Raw genomic sequence first — 18,492 nt, 5'->3', positions numbered from 1 at the left:
CCGGTGATCGAGACGCCGTGGTCGGGGTGCATGCCGTTCTCTCCGCGCAGGCGGAGGTGGTCCTGTGAGCGCGCCGGCGTCGATGCGGCGCTGCTGGTTCTCTCCGCGCAGGCGGAGGTGGTCCGATATGGCTGTCTCGGGGCCGGCCGCTCGCGTTGTTCTCTCCGCGCAGGCGGAGGTGGTCCCGCGACCTCATCGACCACTGCCGCGAGCGCCTCGTTCTCTCCGCGCAGGCGGAGGTGGTCCGAGCGGCACGAACAAGTTCCGGGTCCGCACCCGGTTCTCTCCGCGCAGGCGGAGGTGGTCCGCCGGTGACGCCATGACGCCCCGCTACCAGGTCGTTCTCTCCGCGCAGGCGGAGGTGGTCCGTTGGAGTTCCGCGCGGTCTCGTGGGTCATTTCGTTCTCTCCGCGCAGGCGGAGGTGGTCCGGCGCTCCAGAAGGCCGGTCTGCTTCCCGGTGAGTTCTCTCCGCGCAGGCGGAGGTGGTCCCGTCCGGGCAGGCCGGCGCGGTCAGGCTGATGCGTTCTCTCCGCGCAGGCGGAGGTGGTCCGGAGGCCGCCGAGCACGACGGGGTCATCGTGGCGTTCTCTCCGCGCAGGCGGAGGTGGTCCGCCGGCACTAACACCCCCGTGCTGCTCGCCCGCGTTCTCTCCGCGCAGGCGGAGGTGGTCCGTACCGGAGTTCGGGAGTTCGGAGGTGTCGGAGGTTCTCTCCGCGCAGGCGGAGGTGGTCCGGGGATCTACGCGATCAACGCGGGTGACCAGCGGTTCTCTCCGCGCAGGCGGAGGTGGTCCGGCGGATCTCGTTGAGCCCGTTGACCGGAGAGCGTTCTCTCCGCGCAGGCGGAGGTGGTCCGCCCTCACCAGCGCCGGATTCGACGCCGCGGGCGTTCTCTCCGCGCAGGCGGAGGTGGTCCGTCGGTGATGGTGACGGTGACGGTGCTGCCGTCGTTCTCTCCGCGCAGGCGGAGGTAGTCCGGTCGCGAGGGACCTCGCGTGCCTGGTCATCGGGTTCTCTCCGCGCAGGCGGAGGTGGTCCGATCGGCAGCCCCGCCAACGTCCGCCGCGCCCTGTTCTCTCCGCGCAGGCGGAGGTGGTCCGGAGAAGGGCTCCTCGCCGCCGCCGATCCGGCGGTTCTCTCCGCGTGGGCGGAGGTGGTCCATCGTCCTTTGGGCACGTTCCCGTTATGGGAACAACATGGGAACAGGCAGCACTGTACGGGCCAGGACTGCATGTGATCGAGGATCATTCGCCAAGGCTCTGAGCAGGCAATACAGCACTGCAGCGCATTGCGGGAGACACCAGGTCAGTGGCTGATCAGTCTTCAAAACCGATGGTCCCGAGCACCTCGGGACGGCGGGTTCGATTCCCGCTCGCCTCCGCCACCAGCCCCTTCACCGCTTCCCCCCACCTCCCCACGCGACGCCGGGATCTCGCTTGGACACCGCGATGGGAACACCTCGCCATGATCGTGTCTGAGCCGGCTTCTCGATGCCCGCTCCGCGGAGAGTGATCACGTCTTCGGGGGATGGCGCTCGCGCCGGGGTCACCGCAGCGGGTCGGGGCGTGAACGGGGCGCCTGGCCGGAGCGGTGCACGGTGAGGGAGGCGATGCGGAAGGTGATGGGGCGCGGGCCGGTGGGGCGGGCGTGCAGGCGGCCGTCGTCGATCGACAGGCCGGCGGCCAGGTGGGCGTGGAAGTCCGGGCCGACGCCGCGTTCGTCGCCGTGCACCGCCCGCAGCGGGCCCGGCGGCAGGCCCACGTACCAGGTCACGCGGCGGGCGCCGAGCCGGACGGCGACGTCCAGCCACCGGCCGGGACGGATGCCCGGCCAGGTCCAGAACATGCCGGTGCCGGCGCGGCCGAGGATGTGGTCGCGGGTGTGGTTGGCGAATTCCAGGGTGTCGGGGCGGTCGGCGTGCCACTCGAACAGATCGATCTCGTTGCCGCCGGCGCGCCAGGTCCAGATGCCCGGCCATGCGCCGCTGGTGGTCTGAGGGAGGCGGACGCGGGCGGCGACGACGTCGCCGGTGCGGACCTGGAAGCCGTTGCCGCCCGAGGCGCAGGTGTCGCCGGTCGATACCAGCCCGGTGCGCCACCGCTCGGCCTGCGCGGTGGCGGCGGCTTGCTGGGGGGTGGCGGTCACGGTCAGCACGCCGTCGGCGGTGGCCAGGGCGGAGCGGGTGAGGCGGTCGAGCTTGAAGTCGGCCGGGTTGGTGGGGCAGTCCGGGTAGGCGCCGCTCTTCCAGCCCCAGCGTCGATCGGGTCCGATCCGCGGCCGGGCGAAGTCCTCGGCCAGCACCGCCGTGCGGCCCTGGACGGGAACCAGGCGGGCGCCGGTGAGCGCCGGCACCCTCAACGAAGGCGGCATCATCGGCGCGGCCGGAAGCGTTCCCGGCGGCAGGGGGTGGCAGCCGCTGGACGCGAGCAGCACCGCGACCGCCCCCAGCGCGCGGCTTGCTCGGAGCGCTCCGGACGGTCGCCCGGCTCGCCCGCCCTCCCTTCCTGGTGCGTCCCATGCGTTCAAAGCGTGCCGGAACCCGCACACGGAAAAGATCGGAAAAGGCGCCAAAGGGTGGGAAAGTCTGCGTATCCAATCAGGGTGCCGGCTTCCGACGCCGGTAACGATCGGTTGAAGAGCTTCACCGGTGACCCGGCCTGCGACCGCGACCGGAATGCCTGCGCGAGTGTCCCGCCCGGCACGTCATGCGCCGTCGGGATGCCCGACCGGTGGTAAGCCCATGCTCGGGCCCGCACCGAGATCTGATCGACCGGCCGCCGGTTTCCGGGCCGCTGCGGACTCACGGGTCCGTTACCTGGGGCTCAAGGTCCTCCCATCCGGGTCGTGGACGATCCGGGCACGTGGTCGCGGCGTGTACAAGGAATCGCACCGGGTCGTGGGCGAGGAAGAAGGACAGTGGTGGTGGAGATCAGTCGTCGGAGCGTGCTCGGCGGGGCGCTGGCGGTGGGCGGGGCCGCACTGGCCGGGTGCTCCTCGGACTCGGAGGACCGGAAGGCGTCGCAGCAGGGCGACACCGCGAGCACCCTCGAGGTCAACCTCGCGCTGGCGATCCTCGGCGTCCGCAACGTCGACTTCGCGACCGTCTGGGGGCAGGGCCACACCATGGCCGAGCTGACGGGCAGCCCGGTCACCGACTTCATCCAGTGGGTCAGGAAGAGCGTGGCGTAGGCGCCCACGCTCCCGGTCTCGCCGGCCGGAGATGTCACCGATGTCTGGCGCGGCCGTTTCGGGGAAGATCCCCCACCTGCGCAGAGGTAGCGATGGCACGTCCTTCCGGGAGCGAACGAACGATGGGCAAGGTTGCAGGGCACGACGCGAACTGGGCGGACCGGGCCGACCGGATCGACGAGCGGCTGCTGGAGGCGGTGGTCGCGCGGCGGACGCCGCTGCTGGAGCGGTGGATGCCGCGCACCTCGCGGGTCGCCGACCACCTGGTGGTGTGGTGGGGCGTGGCGGCGGTGCTCGCGGCGGCGGGCGGGCCGGACGGACGGCGGGCCGCGCGCCGCGGGGTGGTCGCGATGCTGGCCGTCGGGCCGGTGTGCAACCTGATCGGCAAGCAGGTGGTGGACCGGGACCGGCCGCCGCGCCGGCTGCGCGAGCGCACCCCCGGCCGGGTGCCAGACTCGGGCGCGTTCCCCTCCGGGCACACCGCGGCGGCGGCCGCGTTCACCACCGCGGTGGGCCTCACGCTGCCGTGGGCGGGCGTCCCCGCCGTGGCGCTGACCATGGCGGTGGGCTACTCGCGCCTGTACACCTGCGCCCACTACCCCTCCGACGTCGTCGCGGGGGCGGCGGCGGGCACCGCGATGGCCGTCGCGCTCCACCGCGTCGCGCTCCACCGCGCCCGGCACCGGTGACGCCCCGCCGCCGGCGTCAGATCCAGCCGCGGCGACGGCTCCCGCCCGGAAGCGGCGGCGCGGTCGGGCAGCCCCTCGTGCAGGCCGGTCAGAGCGCCGACGACCGCCGGATCGCGGATGATGATCAGGCCGTTGGAGAAGACGTCCAGGTCGAGCGGGACCATGGCCGTCGTCGGGTCGAACACCGCGAGGCGGAAGGGAATGCGCTCGATCAGGCGCGCCTGGCCGCCGCCGTGGCCCGCGAGGTCGTCGAAGGTCAGCAGCTCCCGCCGGGTGATCGCGGCCGGCCGCGCGACCGCGGCGCCGGCCTGGGGGGGGACGGACGCCCTGCGCGGCGCGGAGGGCCGACTCCGCGAGGGCCTCCCCCGGGTCCTCGCGCGCCCGGGCCGTCGCGGGCTCTGCGGTCCCCTGCCCTTGACTCCCCGGGTCCCGGCGCGCGGCCGAGCGGCTCGATGGTCCAGTCGTCAACCACTGGCGAGTTCACGCCGTGGGCGGGCCGACGGCGAGAGCCGCTGCACCGGCCGGTGGTAGGCCGCCGCCGTCCCGGCCCCGGCGGCGTCGCCGGGGCCGAGGCGGCGGTATCGCGGTTGACGGCGGGGAGCGGCGCCTGTGAGGGTGGCCCCATGTCCCGAGCGTAGTCGCACGTCGATCACTCGCAGGTGACGGTCCCGGAGCCGGAGGCCCGGTGCGACCGTCGCCTGCCGATGCCGCCTGTCACGGCGGCGGCCCGGTGCGCCGGGCGCGCCGCCGACCTGTGTGAGCGACGGGGTTCCGGCCGATGCCGAACCCCTCCTGTGATCGACGCGGGCGTCGAGGACGCCGAGAAGGACTGCACTTCCATGGACATGCACGAGTACGCGAAGTACGACGCCGTCGGGCTGAGGGCGCTGATCGAGGCGGGCGAGGTCACCGCCGGGGAGGTCGAGGGCGCGGCGCGCGCGGCCCTGGCCGCGGCGGACGCCGAGGTCAACGGGCTGGCGCTGCCGCCGTTCGACCCGGCGCTGGACCGCGCCGCGACCGGGCCCCTCGCGGGGGTCCCGTTCCTCATCAAGGACCACGGGCCGGTGGCCGGGGGCGTCCCGTTCACCATCGGCAGCAGGGCGCTGCCGGGGATCGTCGCCCCGCACGACAGCGACCTGATGGCCCGTTTCCGGGCCGCCGGGCTGGTCACGCTGGGCCTCACGACCGTGCCGGAGATGGCGCTCAGCTTCTCCACCGAATCGGTCCGGTACGGGCCGACCCGCAACCCGTGGGACCTGGACCGCGGCGTCGGCGGGTCGAGCGGCGGCGCGGCCGCCCTGGTCGCGGCCGGCGCCGTCCCCGTCGCGCACGGCAGCGACGGGGCGGGGTCCATCCGGATCCCGGCGTCGTGCTGCGGTCTCGTCGGCCTCAAGCCGAGCCGGGGCCGCGTCCCCTGCGGTCCCGACGCGGGCGAGCCGATGCTCGGGATGGCCTACGAGTTCGGCCTGACGCGCACCGTCCGCGACGCCGCGCACCTGCTGGACGCCGTCCAGGGGCCGGGCGTCGGCGACAAGTACACCGCGCCGTCGCCGCGGGGCCGGTACGCCGGCGAGCTGGGGATCGAGCCGGGGCCGCTGCGGGTGGCGGTGGCCACGGAGGCGTGGTCGGGCGCGGCGGTCGACCCGCAGGTCGCCGCGGCGGCGGTGCGGGTGGGGCGGGTGCTGGAGGGCATGGGGCACGCCGTCACCGAGGACCGCCCGGTCCTGGACTGGGAGGACGTCATGCGGTGCATGACGGCGACGGCCGTGGCGATCGGGTCCATGATACTCCTGGCCCCGCGGCGGCCCGATCCGGGCAAGCTGGAGGCGGTGTCCCGGCGGCTCCTGGAGTTCGCCGAGGGGTACGGCGCGCTGGACATGCTGGCCGCCTTCGGCGCGCAGAACCGGGTGACGCGGTCGGCGGCGGCGTTCCTCACCGGCCATGACCTGCTCGTCACGCCGACGCTCGGCCGGCTGCCGGCGCCGCACGGCACGCTGCGCTACGACGACCCCGGCCACACCGTGGACAGTTGGCTCCGGACGCTCTTCGAGTACGGGCCGTTCACCATGGTCTTCAACGTCTCCGGCCAGCCCGCCATCAGCCTCCCGCTCGGCTGGAGCGACGGCGGGCTGCCGATCGGCGTGCAGCTCGTCGCGCCGTACGGGCGCGAGGACCTGCTGTTCCGGGTCGCGGGCGTGCTGGAGAAGGCGATGCCCTGGGCCGAGCGGACGCCCGGGTTCTCGGTCGGGCGGCGCTGACGGTGGCGCGGCGCTAACGAGCGGGGTCCTGCGGGTCAGTAGGTGTCGCCGGGCGGGCTGCACGCCTCGGCGTCCTCACCGAACGCCCGCAGGGCCTCGTGCAGGGTCGGGCAGAGGGTGAACGCCTCGATCAGCCCGTAGGCGTGCAGGCGCCGGGTGAGGTGGCCGGCCGGGGTCACCAGCACGAGGTCGGTCCCGGCGGCCTCCGCGCGCCGGCGGACCTGCAGGAGCAGCCGGACGCCGAGCGCGCAGGCGCGGTACACCGCGCTGAGGTCCAGGATCAGCGCCCGGCCCGGCGCCGTCGGCCAGAACGAGTCGATGCCGCCTTCGGCGTGGGCGACGGTGCCCTGGGACAGCGGTCCCGACAGCGCGACCACCACCGCGCGGTCGTAGAACGCCACCCCCACCCTCATCTGGCTCACCGCTCCGTACCCCCGAGCTCGACACCGCCGAAGCCCCCGTTCCCTACCCGGGTCGGGGGGCTTCTACCGCCACCGCGAACGCGGCGGCGTTGGCGTGTCAGGAGCGGCCGGGGGGTAGGGGGCGCGCAGCACCGCCGGCCGTCCGGACTGCGGGCGGTGCCAGGGGGCGTCCGTCCAGAAGTGCGGCGGACGCCCCCGTCCGCACGCGGGTCGCCGTCCGGTCCGGCCCGGCGCGGCCGGACCGGACGGCGGGCTCTAGGCGGGGCGGTTGGTCGTCGGGATCTGGATGCTGATCGGGTACTGCGCCTCCGAGAGGAAGAACAGCGCGGCCTGGCGGAGGATCTCGTCGAAGGCCCAGTAGATCTCGCGCAGCTCCTTCGGCGCCTTCGTGAGGTCGAGGATGCCCTCGCGGACCGCGATGAACGGCGGCCAGAGGGTGGTGATCAGGGTGTCCCAGACCGGCTCCCGCTGGATCTTCAGCCAGCCGGCGATCTCGTCGCCGAGCAGGAAGCGGGTGAGCGCGCCGAGGACGCCCTTGGTGAGGATGCCGCCGTCGATCACCGAGCCCAGGTTGAGCAGGATGTCGGCGAGCTTGATGCCCTCGGGGGTGGGGGCGAGGATCGGGGTGAGGACCTGCTTGGCCTGCGCGTTCGCCTCGTCCCAGGAGTTCGGGATGTACTCGTCCAGGATGCCGAGCATGTGCGCGGTCACCTGCCAGGAGTGCAGGAACGCGGTGGACTCGGCGGCCGGGATCGGCACCTTCCACTTGACCAGGTTCTGCATGACGGTCGTCGGCAGGCTGTGCCAGGTGACCATCATGTCGGCCTGGCTGATGGGGACCTGCTCGTCGGCGACCTTGGTCCAGGCCGGGGACTGCGGCAGCAGGTGGCGGACGCCGGCGTGGGCGAGCCGCGTCTTGACGCAGGTGACGATCATCTCGCCGTCGGGCTCGAACGCCTTCTCGGTGCCGATGTCGTAGCCGAGCTTGGCGGTCTTGGTGATGCGGTCCTTCATATCCGCACCGCCCTTGGAGTAGTAGACCGCGCGGGCCTCCTTGGGGATGGCGGTGCTCATCATCCCGCTGGCGAAACCGTAGGTGACGCCGAGGTAGAGGCCGCGCTTCTGGTTGAACTCGAACGCGGTGGCGAGCTTGCCGTGGTCGGCCCACGAGGGGAGCTTGCGGGCCTCCTCGATGAAGTCGCGCAGGTCCGCGGGCAGCCCGGCGGGGAGCGCCTGGCCGTTCTTGGTCCACGTCTTCAGCAGGTCGTTGACCTTCGGCACGTCGCCCCGGTCGATCAGCGAGGCGACCAGCGGGTCGGCCACCTCGTCCCAGACCCACTTCGGGTCGGCGCCCTCGCCCGCTCCGGCCACCGAACCCTTCGGCGACCACGTCCAGAGCGAGGACGCCTGCGCGGGGGCGGCCGCGGTCAGCGCGCCGAGCGCGCCGAGCGCACCACCCGCCATCAACACATTGCGTCTGCTGGGACTCTCCATGCCTGAACGCCTCCTCGGGGCCGGAGAACCTGACTGATACGCTGAAACACGAACCGCTTCCTCGTATCATCGATCGCCGTTATGACAGCACAACGTGGCGCCCATCACAAGACCCGATTTCGGCGGACCCTCCGGCGGGGTGGGGCAGAATCGGATCCCAGGAGGAGAGCATGGAACCTGCGCTGCCCTTTATCGGGGGGCCCTCGGACGAGGCGTCGCTGCTCGAACGCGCGTTCACCGACGCCGTCGAGCGGGTCGGCGACACCGACGAGACGCGGGCGCGCATCCTCAAGGCGGCCTACGAGCAGTTCTGCCGGGTCGGCATCCAGCGCTCCACGATGGAGGACGTGGCCCGCCGCGCCGGCGTCTCGCGGATCACCGTCTACCGGCGGTTCTCCACCAAGGACGCGCTGGTGGAGCAGGTGGTGCGGCAGGAGTTCCGCCGCTACTTCGACCGGTTCCTGGTGGAGATCGCGCGGGCCGAGACCGCCGCGGACCGGGTGGTGCTCGGCTTCGTCAGCTCGCTCCGCGCCATCCGTGACAACCCGCTGATCGGCGGGCTGATGGAGACCGAGCCGGACCTGCTCGTGCCGTCCATGGTCAGCGACGGCGGGTGGACGGTCGCCACCGTCCGGCGGTTCGTCGCGGGCCAGCTCCGCGCCGAGCAGCACGCCGGCACCGTGGCCGCCGAGCTGGACGTCGACATCGTGGCGGAGATGATGGTGCGGGTCTCCGCCTCGTTCCTGGCGATCCCGAGCCACCTCATCGACCTCGACGACGAGGCGGAGCTGGCCGCGATCGCCCGCCGCTTCCTCGTCCCCATGCTGGAACCGCGCGCGCCCCGCATCGAGCCGCGCTGACACTTCCCCTTGCAAGTGAACACTTACTCGATGATAATCGCCTGAGCCTCACATCCCCCTGCCGTGCGACGGAGGTCCGCCATGGCCATCGAGGACGGCTCAGCGCCGCTCGCCCCCACCGCGCCGCCCGCGCCCGCCCTCTCCACGAAGGCGACGGCGTCGCTGGTGAGCGGGTCCATCAGCGTCTTCGGGCTCTCCATCGCCTCGGCGAACGTCATCATGCAGCTGTCGCGGCTGCCGGTCGCCTACGGCGTCATGGAGAGCAAGGTGGAGAGCGGCCGCGTCGACCGGCACCCGGTGAAGCGGCTGCGCACGACGCTCTCCTACATCGTGGTCGCCCTGTTCGGCACCGCCGCCGAGCAGGAGACGATGCGCCGCGAGGTGAACAGGGCGCACCGCCACGTCCGCTCCGCGCCCACCGAACCGGTGCCCTACAACGCCTTCGACCGCGAGCTGCAACTGTGGGTCGCCGCCTGCCTGTACTGGGGCCTGGAGGACTTCCGCGAGCGCATGGTCGGGCCGTTCACCCCCGCCGAGCGCGAGGCGTTCTACCGGCACGGCGCCCGCTTCGGGACGACGCTCCAGCTCCGCCCCGACATGTGGCCGGCCGACCGCGCGGCCTTCGACGACTACTGGACCGCGTCCATGGACAAGGTCCGCATGGACGCGACATCCCGCGCCTACCTGCGCTCGCTCGCCCGCCTGGGCTTCCTCCCGAAGCCCATCGGCCTCCTCTTCGGCCCGTTCCACGAGTTCATCACCGCGGGCTTCCTCCCGCCCCGCTTCCGCGAGGAGATCGGCCTCCCCTGGAACGCCCGCCGCCAGGCCGCCTTCGACCGCCACGTCCGGCTCATGGCCCGCGTCAACAACGCCCTGCCCGCCCCCCTCCGCCAGTTCCCCTGGAACCTCTACCTCCGCGACGTCCGCCGCCGCATCCGCACCGGCCGCCCCATCGTCTAGGCTCCTGCCCAACGCAGCCACGGAACGCCTTCTGGCAAAATCTCTCCGCCATCCAGACGCTGCTCGTTTTTCAGGTTTCCCCGCCGTTGCAGAGAGTTTGTCCCTGGCGCAGTCAGGCTGGGGCTGCACAATCGAGGTAGGCGCGCGGGATACCACCATTCAAAGCGTTGCCGTAAATCTCAAACTCCATCAGAAAATTATGGACGAAAAGCCCACCGTCACACACGACGCTCCAACTATCGCAATCAGTAGCGGTCAAACGAATCGAGACCAGACATAAAGGTTAATCGATCCAAGACTCTACGGACCAAATAACCGCGCCGACGTCCGCTGCGATTACCTTCGCGACATGCGGAAGAGTCGCGATCAACCGCAGCGATCAACCGATAGGCGTCCGGCTATCAGAGCACACCCAACGACGCCAGAAAAGGTTTTCGATAATTTTACGCACACTATCTCGGCGCGACGGAATTCACTCTTATTTGCCAGACGGAATAGAATCCTGCATTTTACTCGATAGATCTACTCGACAACCAGGAAAGAGAGGCGAGATACGACAAATTCTCCATAATCAAATTCTCTCCCAAGATTCAACAATCGCCCATACTGGAATGAATTTAAATCTATAGAATACTCCATAAGAACACGCAATAGCACCCTAAAGGCAAGCTCTGGACTTATATTCAATGCACAATTTTTCAAAGCCGAGACCGCACCAGGCACGCCCGTAGTGAAATTTCTCTCGACCAGAGAAACAAGAGCAGATTCGACGCTATCGATTTCCTTTATGATATTTGTCCGGAGATTGCTAAAATTATTACCGACATTAATAATATCAGGATTGTCTATTTTTACTTCGCATATATGTATTATATACTGGAACCATATTAGACCCGTTTCATTTGCAGAACGTAGGCTATGATTAGATCCAGTAGCACATTCCCATAGAATGGATACTGTATTTTCGTCCCCCCTAGAAACCAGCTTGAGTGCATCATTGGCAAGTGCCAATATATATGTTTCTGGCATTTGTTCTACATAATCGACAACTATGCTTCGAGCACTTCCTGAAGATTTCCAATCCTGGTGAAAGAACGAAGCCAGGTGCGTAATTCCGAAATCATCATCCGTAAATCTAATTGACACACTTCCCTCATCTTGGATATGCGGTGGATACATAATACCCACCCGGATGACCAGCTGCGCGCTGAAGAATTATCGTGTAAGCATTACTAGTTGGAGTGATCGCTCCATCCGCATCGGCTCTCACGCCAATAGAATTATTGGCGCCGAACCTACCTTTGATTTCCAGAGGACCCACTCCTCCCCGGCGAAGCCACGTCGCAATACGCCGTTGATTGTCCGCTATGCCGTAATCGACCACCTGTTGAGCAGTCTGGAGATCAGTGAAGCGCGATTTAATGCCGCTTTGCCGCGCCATGTTGATCAAGTCTTGATCTGTCACATTGACATGCTCATTGAGTGTATGCGCAGCCGGAAAATGGGCGTCGTCTGCAACCAAGTCTGGGCAGTTATGAACAAGAATGGAAACTTTTCCGGCCAGTACATAATAAGTATGAAGCTGCTCAACAGCCAGATTGTAAGTGCGTGCGGGAAAATCCAATTCTTGAAGAGAAATGATTTTTACAAGGCGTCCATTCATGCCCTGTAGGAAATCGCCTGCCTTAAGCTGGTCCGCTGCAGTCCATGCATTCTTTGTTGCGTCCCAATACAGATGGCTACTCGTGCCCGTGACGCTCTGCGGTCCATGCTTGGTCGCTATAGTGACCTTGGTAAAACGGGTATCACGAGGTGTGACCGCCACGCCTGATACTCGGTGCCGTTGCGCTGGGGCGATATCTCCAGGAACCGTATTCGCTACTAGCTCTCCCTTTTTGACTTCCTTTATTGATTTGCTTTTTCCGTCAGGCAAGAGCACTGGTGTTTCTGGTAGAAAACTGCATTTAGCTCCGCGGAGCCCTCCCGATGAAAGCTTTCCTCCACGGATCGTGATGCCTTCACCCGCCTCGGCGCCTTTTCCTCCCCCTGCAAAAGATATCACTGTGGCTATCACCATCAGGCAAGCACGCCACCGGTTGCTACCAGTAGAACACTCGTACATCGCATCACCGATGAGTGCATTGAAAAAATTGACGAATGAGCTGTCCTTAGTATCGAGCGGATTACCCAGATCAGGGCCCTGACTCGTATCGAGGCCGAATCCATAAGCCTTGACAGATGCACTTACTTCTTGCCGATGCCGAAACCCGGACAATCCTGAAAGAATCACAACCGGATCTGCAACTATCGGACCAGGCGGATTTCCATTATCCCTTTTCCGCGGGTCACCCAAATCCGATATAACATTTCGGATAGCATCGCGAGTTGGATTACGAATTCCTGGACGACCGCAGTCGAGGCCGCAGCCGCCCTTAGCGGGCTTGTCATGTCCGACGTTGACGATGCCGCCACCGCAGCGGTCGATGGGGCACAATCCGCTGGGGTCACTGGAGGTCACAGGATTCGAGTCCGCGTAGGTGTAGCCATTCTGTTGCTGTTGTCCCGTGGCGGACAAAATCGGGTCCACGCTGATAAAGCGGCCGAGAGTGGGGTCGTACCAGCGGGCTCCGACGTTGACCAGGCCGGTGGTCTGGTCTTCGACCTTGTCCAGGAAGCCGTGGTTGTCCGGCCACGAGGACGGCTTGGTTCCGCGGCTGTCCCCGTAGGGGGTGCTCTGCTTCCAGACGGGCTGGGCCCAGTCCTTATCGATGTTGAAGGTTCCGGTGCCGTGCGGGTCGGAGGTCGTGAAGGAGACCTTCTGGATTCCGCCGGCATCGACGGCGCGCACGGCGGTGACGCCTCCGGGCTGGGGGTAGTAGCGAACGCCGCTCAAAATCCCGGTGGCCGTGTTCAGACTGAGTTGTTCGCCCGGTAGGTAAAGCGTCGTGACCTTGGCGGAGGCGTCTTTCTGGAGCAGAAGCTGGCCGTCAGGGCCGTACAGATAGGAGACGCCACCTTGAGAAGTGGTGACGGTGGACAGTTCTCCTTGGTCGTCCCAGCCGAGCGTGCGGCTGTCCGTCGTGCTGTTCGGCTGGTTGGGGTTGGTGATGGTGGAGCGCTGGTTAAGGTTGCCGACCTTGTCGTAGCCGAACGACTGCGTCTGCACGGTGACCGGCGTTGCCCCCGGTGTCGCCGCAGTGGTCTTGGTCAGGGACGTCAGCGTGTGCGGCTGCGCATTGCCACTGCCGGCGTAGGTATAGCTCGTGACCATGTCACCGGTGCCGCCGACCCCGTGGTCGGTCTGCTTCTGGCGCTGGCCGAGGGGATCGAACGTCCAGCTGGTCCAGTACGCACCGTTCGCGATGCCGGATCCGACAGTGGCGCCACCGTTGCTCGCCGGATCGGCCTTGCAGTCGTCGGTGCCCGTCCATGCCTGGGTCAGCCGGTCGAGGCTGTCGTATCCAAAGCACTGGGTCTCGCGCTGGCTGCCCTGGCGGACATTGATCTGCTTGGTCGGGTTGCCGGCGAGATCGTAGGAGTACAGGTTCTGATCGATCGGGACGGAGGAGCGGTCAGAGTAGGTGAACTGCTGGTCGTCCAACCGCCCGGTGTGCTCGTCATAGTGCAGCGAGAGGTAGGCGGGTTTGCTGGACGCCCCGGACTTGACCTGCGTGACCTGGCTGTAGGCCGAATAGGTCACATCACTCGCATAGCCGCCAAGGCCGTTGCTGCCGGACTGCAGATCGAGGCCGCCGGCGGTCTTCCAGCCGTAGTCGACCTGCTCCTCGGGCAGCGGCCCGTCCGCGTTGTAGTAGGCGTCCAGCAGGAGGCCCGCACGGTCGGTGTAGTCGTAGTACACCGTGTGATCGCCCTTGAGCGCCCCCTCCGAAGCAGGGAGGGTCGTGGTGCTTCCCAGCGGATCTCCGAAAACGGTGAAGCCGTCGGTCACATGGGTGGTGTATCCGCGCTGCTTACCGGTGAGGCCACCGACGGTGGCGCTGCCGTTGACGTCGTAGCGTGTGGAGGAGGTCAGGTGGCCGATCGGGTTGGTCAATCCGGCGATGTCGGCGCTGCCGTCCGGCTTCAGGTTGTCGTACGTCCAGGACGCGATCTGCTTGGTCGCGTCCGGCTGGCCGCTCGTCGGGGCGGCACCGTGATAGCTGCCCGTACGGCGGTCGACGACGTCATAGGTGTAGGAAGTCGTGGCACCGTTACCGTCGGTCGACTGGACGATGCGGCCGAGCAGGTCATAGCTGGTGCTGGTCTTGCCCGCATCAGGATCGGTCTTCGTGAGGACCTGGCCCAGCGTGCCGTAGTCGGAGTGCCAGACGTCTCCTGAAGCAAGGTTCTTGATGTCGGTCTGGTTGCCGCGGGCGTCATAGCCGTAGGTGACGCCCTGCGTCTTGCCGTTGGACGCGGTCGTGCTGCCGCCGCTGATGGTCACCGAGGGAATCGCGGCCGGGCCGGTGCCGGGATTGATAGTGACGTTGGGACGTGAGGTGTAATTGTCCGCTTCGATCGAACGTCCGAGCGCGTCGGTGACCGACTGCGTGGCGACGCCGCCGGGAGGCGGCACGGTTATGGTCTTGTCCCCGTAGTAGGCAGTCGCCGTCTGCTCTCTCACCTGCGACTGGTAGTACGAGGTGGCCAGGATGGGGCGTCCGGCACCGTCGAAGGTCGTCACGATCTGACTGGGGATCTTGGAATCCTCGGCGGCGGCCAAGGTGTTGTTGGGAGTCGCGCCCGAGTCCCAGTAGGCGGCATTGCTCTTCCACGTCCAGCCATGGGTGTCGTAGAAGGTGTTGGTGAGCAGCCGCCCGCCCTGCGGAGTGGGACTCTGCGTCTGGACGGGCCGCAGCATCGCGTCGTAAAGGGCGGTGGAGAGGCTGTACCCGTTGGCGTCGTTCGCGGTCTGCGTGGTGACGGCGGACACCGCGGTGCGGGAGAGCTGGTAGCCGTACTTGACGTTCGCGGGCTGGCTGGTGGGGCGGGAGTTGCTCCACACGGCCGTCAGCCGCCCGAGGCCGTCATAGGTGCTGCTGGTCGTGATCTTGTTGGGATCGCTGGTGGAGATCGGGACGCTGCGGCGCGGATCGAGGACGATCGTGGCCGTCTGCCCGAGCGGGTTGGTCGTGACCGTCTTGGTGACCACTCCGGCGGTGACGGTGTTCTCGGTGTGGGTGTGCGCCCCAAGGGCGTTCCAGGTGTCCGTGCTCACGCCGCTGTCGTCGTACTTGGTGGCCGCGGCCACCTTCCAGACGACTTTGCCCGCGGCCACGTCGTAGTCGGCCTTGCGCACCTCGGTCACGTTGCCGACGACCGGTGTCTTTAGCGGGTGGCCGGTGCTGCCCGGGTCAAGGTCGGTGGGGAGGCTCGGGCCGAGCGTGTCGTCGTCGTAGATCGTCTTGGTGTCGGAGACCAGTTCGGTCGCCGCATTGTAGGACGAGGGCGCGGTGAGCGCGTTCACCTGCCCGGAGGCCGGCACGCTGGCACCGTCAGGGTTGGCTCCACCACAGGCCTTGGCGATCGTGACGACCTCTGCCGGCAGGCCGGCGAGATTATTGCCCGAGTTGTAAGGGGCGTAGCTCGTCGTGGTGCACTTGCGTTGATCGGTGCGAGAGGTGTCGCCGTGCTCGTAGACCCGTACCGGCATCCCGAAGGTCGGCGACGTAGCTGTCGTGTCGTAGGCCGTGTCTGTCTCAGTGATCCGCCAGCCGGGAGTGCCCGACACCTTCTGCCGTGTCCACGTCTCCACCTGACCGGTGGCGTTCACCGTCAGGTCGGGCAGGGCGTTCCTGGGGCGGGAGGCGATGGCCGGGGAGACCCAGTACGAATTGATCGTGGAGCCGGTGATGTTGTCGTTGCCGCCGGCCCAGTTGTAAGTGGTCGTCTCAAGGGGGCTGCCGGCCAGCCTGTCGAGGTCGGGATGGTCCTTGCCTTGGGAGTCGGTGATGGACGAGTCGCCGGTGAAAGTGATGGGCTTGTCGGCGTCCACCACCGACCAGCCGCCCTCGTTGTCATCGAAAGCAGCGTTCGTGATGTTGTTGTTGGCCATGCCGCGGTAGTAGACGGTCTCGGACTCGGTTTGCGGATCCGAGCCCTGACCCATGAAGGTCTGCACCTTGCCGAAGCCGCGCCACTGCCCGTAGGTGCGGTACTTGGGCTTGACGACCTCGTTGGTGTCGAAGTGCCAGGCACCGCCGCCCAGGTACGAGTAGCCCGTGTAGGTCGCCGGTGATCTACCGGTGGGGTCGGTGCCGATCGCGCTGGTCTGGGTGACGGACTTGACCTGATAGGTGTTGAACCAGTCGCGGAAAGGCTTGCTGGAATACGGCGGAGTCCAGTACACGGGGAAGCAGGACGTGGTGTTCTTGGCCGGGTCGATGCTGGACGGCGTCGGGCACGGATTGGCCTGAAAGTAGTTGACGCCGATGACCGAGCCCGTCTCGGTCGTGATCGACAGGAGCCGCATCCGGTTGAGCGGGCCGTTCCCGTCGGTGCCGGCGTCGACGCGGTTCGGCAGTGTCTGCGGCTCGAACGTCACGTCCGGCAAGGTGACGGCGCTTCCTCCGCCGGCAGTGTCCGCGCCCTTGCGGCTGATGCTCGACAGCCACAATGTGGGGTCCGCGCCATCGTTGGGGTCGGGCATCGTCTGGGTGAAGGTCCAGGAGTCCACCGGCGCATAGGCGCTGCCGTCCCACTGTTGGGTGGCGATCCCGGTGAGACGGACGGTGGACCAGTGCGTGGGAGCGCTCACCAGGCAGCGGTCCCCGACCTTGCAGATCAGGTCGTTGGGCGTGTCCAAGTAGCCGTTACGGCTCGTCCCGGTCGGGAAATCGCAGCTCCCCGACAGGCAGCGCGGCGACGACTTGAAGATCACCTGAGCCGGTGCGTGACCGGAGTTGACGCTGTAGGCTTGGCCGTCACGGAAGCCGTAGTCGATGTGGTCGAGGTAGGAGTCGCGGACGTAGTCGGCATTGGCCTTGATGGTCGCCGGATCGGTGGTGGTCAGAGGCGCGTTCTGGGTGTACGAGTTCGTGGCCTGCTTGTAGTAGTACGACGTCGCGTTGCCGCGGACGTCCACGACGTAGTCCAAGTGCCAGCGGTAAGCGGTCTTGCAGACCGACTTGTCGAATCCCTCGGACTTCCAGCAGGGGTCGGTGTAGGTGGTGCCGTTGGGCTGATGGGCTGAGAACACCGGTTCCCAGTCCACCGAATTGGTCGCCTGCTTGCCTGAGGTCCACCCGGGAAGCTGGTTACGGCCGAAGTAGTACTGGGTGCCGTCCCGGCCGGTGATTCTCCAGAAGTCCTTGTTGTCGGCGCCGGTGCCGTTGTTGGCGTTGGTGACGCGCTCCACCTTCTCGCCGCTGGCGTCCGAGGTGGTGTACTTCCCGTTCTGAGCGATGATGTCGACGGTGCGTCCGTTCAGCGACATCGACAGGATCGGCCCGTCGTAGCACAGGTCACCGATCTTCTTGGGAGCAGCAGCCCCCTCCGGCTTGTCCGCGCAACCGGCGAAGGTCTGCTCGATGAAGGAGTTCGGGGTGCTCCAACCGTCTCCCAGCCAGTTGGCTTGTGAGGAGGTCGCCGATGTCTGTCCGTCGACGCTGCCCGAGTCATAGTTCAGCCCCAATTGGGGCGCCAGGACAGTGGCCACCGACGGCACTGGGATCGGGTAGCTGTAAGTGAACGACCCTCTCGAGCCGCCCGCCGTCCAGGAGCCTGACGGCTTGAGGTCAGTCGAGTTGCTGGAGCCGGCGGCGCCGCCGTCGGCGCCGCCCGTGGTTGTGCCATTAGGGCCGGTGCCGCTGGTGACGGCGAGGACAGTAGCCGTGCCGTTCACCGAAAGAGCGGTCGGCTGGGCGTAGACGTCCTGGCCCTTGACGTAGATCCCGGCACCTGGAAGGGACGTCTGGGTCCGACACTCGGTCTTGTCGGGCGAGGTGAGCGCGCAAGCCGGGAGCTGCACCATGTGCAGGCTCGTCGCCCAGTTGCGACCGTAGTAGGCGGTCAGCCAGTTGTAGTCGACGCCGATGCGCACCGGGCCCGCGCCCTTGGTGACAGGAGTGCCGCCGTGGGGGGTGGCGGTGAAGACCAGGCCGGTGATGTTGAGGCGCTTGGCTGTGTCACGGGCGGCGGTCTTGACCGTCACCTTCGCCGGGCCGGTGTAGGCGCCGGACGGGGATTTGACGGGTTGCACCCACACCGGCGTGCCCTTGGCGGGTGCCTGGCCCGCGCCGGGGTTGCGGACGCTCAATTTGGCCGGGTCGAGGGAGACGTCGGCGGTCGTGACCGCAGGCCAGGTCTCCTTCGGAGGCTTGACGGACGGAGGCTGCTTCGCGGTCGCCGTCTTCTCGAAGTGCACGTCGTGCACTCCCTTGACCGCGACGCCCTTGGCTGCCGGCGGGCGGGCATGACCTGCCAACACCCAGTGACCGACTCCGATGAGTGGTGTCACCACAGCAAGGGCGACGAGCACGCGGAACAGGCGCGAGCGCGCCGTCCATGCGGCCCAGCCACGAACGAGCCAACCCGAGAACCGTCCAGCACGCATCGACGCCCCAGCAGCCGGGCCCCACTGAACACGGCCTCGCTCCGGCGACGGCCGGTGGCGGAGTC

10 protein-coding genes, 1 tRNA gene and 1 CRISPR repeat array (1 of these 12 running past the window's edge) are annotated in these 18,492 nt (G+C 67.5%); of the genes, 6 read left to right on the top strand and 5 right to left on the bottom strand.

What is annotated here, in order from left to right; translation table 11 throughout:
- Positions 1 to 1,161: a CRISPR direct-repeat array (repeat unit 28 nt; unit sequence GTTCTCTCCGCGCAGGCGGAGGTGGTCC); it reaches 636 nt to the left of the window's first position.
- A 133-nt stretch (positions 1,162 to 1,294) separates the two neighbouring features.
- Positions 1,295 to 1,385, top strand: a tRNA-Sec gene (locus tag K1Y72_RS18765).
- A gap of 161 nt (positions 1,386 to 1,546) precedes the next feature.
- Here the strand turns inward: K1Y72_RS18765 and K1Y72_RS18760 are convergent.
- The gene (locus K1Y72_RS18760) at positions 1,547 to 2,353 is read right to left on the bottom strand and encodes a LamG domain-containing protein (protein WP_308287144.1); all 807 of its coding nucleotides are present in this window, start codon (positions 2,351 to 2,353) and stop codon (positions 1,547 to 1,549) included.
- Positions 2,354 to 2,923: 570 nt separating this feature from the next.
- Between K1Y72_RS18760 and K1Y72_RS18755 the strand changes: the two genes are divergently transcribed.
- The 3 genes from K1Y72_RS18755 (at position 2,924) to K1Y72_RS18745 (ending at position 6,137) form a co-directional block, all read left to right on the top strand.
- Complete coding sequence (locus K1Y72_RS18755) at positions 2,924 to 3,190, top strand: twin-arginine translocation signal domain-containing protein (RefSeq protein WP_220167656.1); 267 nt, start codon at positions 2,924 to 2,926, stop codon at positions 3,188 to 3,190.
- Positions 3,191 to 3,312: 122 nt separating this feature from the next.
- The gene (locus K1Y72_RS18750) at positions 3,313 to 3,879 is read left to right on the top strand and encodes a phosphatase PAP2 family protein (protein WP_220167655.1); all 567 of its coding nucleotides are present in this window, start codon (positions 3,313 to 3,315) and stop codon (positions 3,877 to 3,879) included.
- Positions 3,880 to 4,673: 794 nt separating this feature from the next.
- On the top strand, positions 4,674 to 6,137 hold the full coding sequence (locus K1Y72_RS18745; protein ID WP_308287140.1) for an amidase: 1,464 nt from the start codon (positions 4,674 to 4,676) through the stop codon (positions 6,135 to 6,137).
- 35 nt (positions 6,138 to 6,172) lie between these two features.
- On the opposite strand, the gene K1Y72_RS18740 is transcribed toward K1Y72_RS18745, so the two are convergent.
- Together K1Y72_RS18740 and K1Y72_RS18735 are read right to left on the bottom strand one after the other, a co-directional pair.
- Positions 6,173 to 6,550, bottom strand: a complete 378-nt coding sequence (locus K1Y72_RS18740; protein ID WP_220167654.1) for an STAS domain-containing protein — start codon at positions 6,548 to 6,550, stop codon at positions 6,173 to 6,175.
- Positions 6,551 to 6,814: 264 nt separating this feature from the next.
- The gene (locus K1Y72_RS18735) at positions 6,815 to 8,053 is read right to left on the bottom strand and encodes an oxygenase MpaB family protein (protein WP_220167653.1); all 1,239 of its coding nucleotides are present in this window, start codon (positions 8,051 to 8,053) and stop codon (positions 6,815 to 6,817) included.
- A 170-nt stretch (positions 8,054 to 8,223) separates the two neighbouring features.
- Between K1Y72_RS18735 and K1Y72_RS18730 the strand changes: the two genes are divergently transcribed.
- Positions 8,224 to 8,913, top strand: coding sequence for a TetR/AcrR family transcriptional regulator (locus tag K1Y72_RS18730; protein WP_220167652.1), 690 nt, complete (start codon positions 8,224 to 8,226; stop codon positions 8,911 to 8,913).
- An 81-nt stretch (positions 8,914 to 8,994) separates the two neighbouring features.
- The gene (locus tag K1Y72_RS18725) at positions 8,995 to 9,873 is read left to right on the top strand and encodes an oxygenase MpaB family protein (RefSeq protein WP_220167651.1); all 879 of its coding nucleotides are present in this window, start codon (positions 8,995 to 8,997) and stop codon (positions 9,871 to 9,873) included.
- Between the two features lie 522 nt (positions 9,874 to 10,395).
- Here K1Y72_RS18725 and K1Y72_RS18720 read toward each other — a convergent pair.
- Both K1Y72_RS18720 and K1Y72_RS18715 read right to left on the bottom strand, forming a co-directional pair.
- Positions 10,396 to 11,052 (bottom strand): hypothetical protein, encoded by a 657-nt coding sequence (locus tag K1Y72_RS18720; protein WP_220167650.1) that lies wholly within the window; start codon positions 11,050 to 11,052, stop codon positions 10,396 to 10,398.
- Positions 11,027 to 18,427 carry an RHS repeat-associated core domain-containing protein gene (locus tag K1Y72_RS18715; RefSeq protein ID WP_220167649.1) on the bottom strand — a complete coding sequence of 2,467 codons (7,401 nt, stop codon included), beginning with the start codon at positions 18,425 to 18,427 and terminating at the stop codon, positions 11,027 to 11,029. The genes K1Y72_RS18720 and K1Y72_RS18715 overlap by 26 nt, the downstream gene beginning before the upstream one ends.
- Positions 18,428 to 18,492 lie beyond the last annotated feature (65 nt).

Source organism: Actinomadura parmotrematis (genome assembly GCF_019458805.1).
Lineage (GTDB): Bacteria > Actinomycetota > Actinomycetes > Streptosporangiales > Streptosporangiaceae > Spirillospora > Spirillospora parmotrematis.
The sequence above is the reverse complement of the archived record's forward strand: the minus strand, read 5'-3'. Positions and strand labels throughout refer to the sequence as shown.

What these genes read in the sequence shown, in the direction of transcription:
- K1Y72_RS18735 (WP_220167653.1), bottom strand. Translation starts at nt 8,053, where the DNA reads ATGGAGAGTCCCAGCAGACGCAATGTGTTGATGGCGGGTGGTGCGCTC.
- K1Y72_RS18740 (WP_220167654.1), bottom strand. Translation starts at nt 6,550, where the DNA reads ATGAGGGTGGGGGTGGCGTTCTACGACCGCGCGGTGGTGGTCGCGCTG.
- K1Y72_RS18730 (WP_220167652.1), top strand. Translation starts at nt 8,224, where the DNA reads ATGGAACCTGCGCTGCCCTTTATCGGGGGGCCCTCGGACGAGGCGTCG.
- K1Y72_RS18725 (WP_220167651.1), top strand. Translation starts at nt 8,995, where the DNA reads ATGGCCATCGAGGACGGCTCAGCGCCGCTCGCCCCCACCGCGCCGCCC.
- K1Y72_RS18750 (WP_220167655.1), top strand. Translation starts at nt 3,313, where the DNA reads ATGGGCAAGGTTGCAGGGCACGACGCGAACTGGGCGGACCGGGCCGAC.
- K1Y72_RS18715 (WP_220167649.1), bottom strand. Translation starts at nt 18,427, where the DNA reads ATGCGTGCTGGACGGTTCTCGGGTTGGCTCGTTCGTGGCTGGGCCGCA.
- K1Y72_RS18720 (WP_220167650.1), bottom strand. Translation starts at nt 11,052, where the DNA reads ATGTATCCACCGCATATCCAAGATGAGGGAAGTGTGTCAATTAGATTT.